Annotated in this window: 1 protein-coding gene; it reads left to right on the plus strand. The window is 64.0% G+C overall.

The genetic code is table 11. The annotated features are described in order from the left end of the window. Positions 1 to 34 precede the first annotated feature (34 nt). A partial coding sequence (locus AC1D0P_RS26560) for an ROK family protein (protein ID WP_477679462.1) occupies positions 35 to 717 on the plus strand: 683 nt, incomplete at its 3' end.

Genomic DNA, 717 nt, shown 5'->3' on the forward strand with positions numbered 1-717 from the left:
GCAGGAGCAAAAAGGATGGGAGAGAGGCAGGCCGATGCAGAACATCAACAATCTCTTTCTTGACCAGGATTCACCGGCCGGCCGCCTTGTGCGGGGGCTGGCCGCCCTCGGGGCTGCGACGGCAGGTCAGCTCGTCCGGCCGACCGGCCTGGGTCGCTCCACGGTGTCCACTGTGGTCAGCGAATTGCGCGACGCCGACATCGTCATCGACGTCGAAGTCAAGGCCAACGGCTTTGGCCGCCCGTCGCAATTGCTGTCACTCAATCCCGCGTCGGGCCGCTGCGCCGGCGTGCTGCTCGGGCTCGGCGAAATCCGCATCGTCATTTGCGACCTGACACATGCCGTGCTGTCGGACGTGTGGATTCCGATCCGGCGCGATTATACGCCGGAGGAAGCCGCCGATCAGGTGAAAGCCAGCCTGACGGCCCAATGTGCCTCCCTCGGCCTGACGATCAGCGATCTCCTCGGCGTCGGTCTCGCGATCTCCGCACCGCTCAGTTATGATGGCAAAGTGCTCAACGGCGACGTCCTGCCGACCTGGGGCGGCGTCGATCTCGCGGAGATTTTTTCAAGCCGCATCGGCTGCCCCCTGCATGCCGAGAATGAAAGCCATTGCGGCGCGCTGGCCGAAATGACCTGGGGGGCCGCGGTCGGCGAAAAAGACTTCGTACTCTATAAATTCGACCTTGGTGTCGGCGGCGCGATCGTGCGTGACGG

The sequence above is a fragment of the Polaromonas sp. P1_G2 genome (assembly GCF_056405515.1).